3 protein-coding genes are annotated in these 1,661 nt (G+C 73.5%); all 3 read right to left on the bottom strand.

Annotated elements, in window-relative coordinates; all coding sequences use genetic code 11:
• Positions 1-185: 185 nt before the first annotated feature.
• Positions 186-680, bottom strand: coding sequence for a 2-amino-4-hydroxy-6-hydroxymethyldihydropteridine diphosphokinase (gene folK / locus DEIPI_RS0118675; RefSeq protein WP_027482767.1), 495 nt, complete (start codon positions 678-680; stop codon positions 186-188).
• Positions 677-1,057, bottom strand: a complete 381-nt coding sequence (folB, locus tag DEIPI_RS0118670; protein WP_027482766.1) for a dihydroneopterin aldolase — start codon at positions 1,055-1,057, stop codon at positions 677-679. Before folB ends, folK begins: the two co-directional genes overlap by 4 nt.
• On the bottom strand, positions 1,054-1,661 hold a 608-nt coding region (gene folP / locus DEIPI_RS32585; RefSeq protein WP_045234700.1), incomplete at its 5' end, for a dihydropteroate synthase. The genes folB and folP, both read right to left, overlap by 4 nt.

Raw genomic sequence — 1,661 nt, 5'->3', positions numbered from 1 at the left:
CGGCGGGCGTGGAGACGTCGAACCAGCCGAGCCGCAGGGTCTCCCCCTCCGGTGACCGGACCTCCAGCAACGTCTCCGCTCCCGAGCGTGAGAGTTCACGCAGCTCGTCGTACTTCCCGTCGATACGCGCCATTCGGGCCACAGTATAGCGAACGCGCCGTGAAGGGGTCCTCAGGAACGCGCCCTCACCACGCGCCCGCCTCAGGCGAGACACCCGCGAGGCCGACGCGGGCGAGGGCCTCCTCCACCGTCTCCCCCTTCACGGGGTGCCGCCAGCCCGGCCACACCTGCGCGAGCGGCGCGAGGACGAAGGCGCGCTCCATGAGGCGCGGGTGCGGCAGCGTGAGTTCCGGCGTGTCCAGCACGACGTCGCCGCGCAGCAGCAGGTCCAGGTCGAGGGTGCGCGGCCCCCAGCGTTCGCGCCGCTCGCGGCCCGCCTCACGCTCGATCCGCAGCAGTTCGCGCAGCAGCTCCCCGGGCGCGAGGTCGGTGCGCAGACGCACGGCGGCGTTGAGGTAGTCGGGCTGTCCCGGCGGGCCCCCGACGGGCGCGGTGCGGTACACGTCCGACGCCGCGACGATCAGACCGAGCCGCGCGAGCGAGGCGCGCGCGGCCGAGAGGGCCGCGCGGGGATCGCCGAGGTTCGCGCCGAGCGCGACGACCGCGTCGTCCCGCGTCACGGTCCGGTCTGGCCCTGCTCGCGCGTCACCTCGGCGTACACGTCCCGGAAGATGCCCGCGATGGGCGCGTGCGGTTTGTGGACGCGCACCGTGACGCGCTCCAGCCGGGGGTGCTCGGAGAGGATGCGCTCGGCGATGCGTTCGGCGAGCATCTCGATGAGCTTGTAGCGCTTCTCGGTGACCTCGTGCCGGACGCTGTCGTACACCGCGGCGTAGTTGACGGTGCGGTCGATGTGGTCCGCGAGGTCCGAGAAGTCCCACTCGAGGTGCGCGTCCACGACGAAGCGCGCGCCGAAGCGTTCCTCCTCCTCGAAGACGCCGTGACGACCGTGGAATTCGAGGCCGGAGAGGACGACCGTGCCGGGCTTGCGGGTCATGACGGGATTCTAGGGTACGCGCGCCCGAGACGCAGCACCTCCCACACGCGGAGCGCCTGCACGTGGCCGGGCACGTCGTGGACGCGGACCATCGCGGCGCCCGCGTCGGCGGCGTGCAGGTGCAGCGCGATGGAGCCCGCGTCGCGCGAGGCCGCCTCGGGGGCGTCCGCGAGGAGGTGGATGAAGCGCTTGCGCGACGCGCCCACCAGCACGGGCGCGGGTTCCGCCGTGAGGCGGGGCAGGTCGTGCAGGAGCGTGAGGTTGTGCGACACGGTCTTGCCGAAGCCGATGCCGGGGTCGAGCATGACGGACGGCACGCCCTCCGTGATGGCCAGCGCGGCGGCGTCCCGCAGCGACCCGAAGACCTCGGCGCTCACGTCGTCGTAACGGGGGTCCTTCTGCATCGTGGCGGGCTCGCCGAGCATGTGCGTCACGACGGCGGGCGCGCCCGCCTCCGCGCAGACGCGGCGCATCGTGGGGTCGCGCAGGCCGGAGACGTCGTTCACGAGGTGCGCGCCCGCCGCGAGGGCCTCGCGCGCCACGCCCGGCTTCATGGTGTCCACGCTGATCACGACGCCGCGCCCGGCGAGGGCCTCCACGACGG

The organism is Deinococcus pimensis DSM 21231 (assembly GCF_000519345.1).
Taxonomy (GTDB): domain Bacteria; phylum Deinococcota; class Deinococci; order Deinococcales; family Deinococcaceae; genus Deinococcus_A; species Deinococcus_A pimensis.
The sequence above is the reverse complement of the archived record's forward strand: the minus strand, read 5'-3'. Positions and strand labels throughout refer to the sequence as shown.

Excerpts from the sequence above, each read along its gene's own strand:
- folB (WP_027482766.1), bottom strand. The coding sequence starts at position 1,057 with ATGACCCGCAAGCCCGGCACGGTCGTCCTCTCCGGCCTCGAATTCCAC.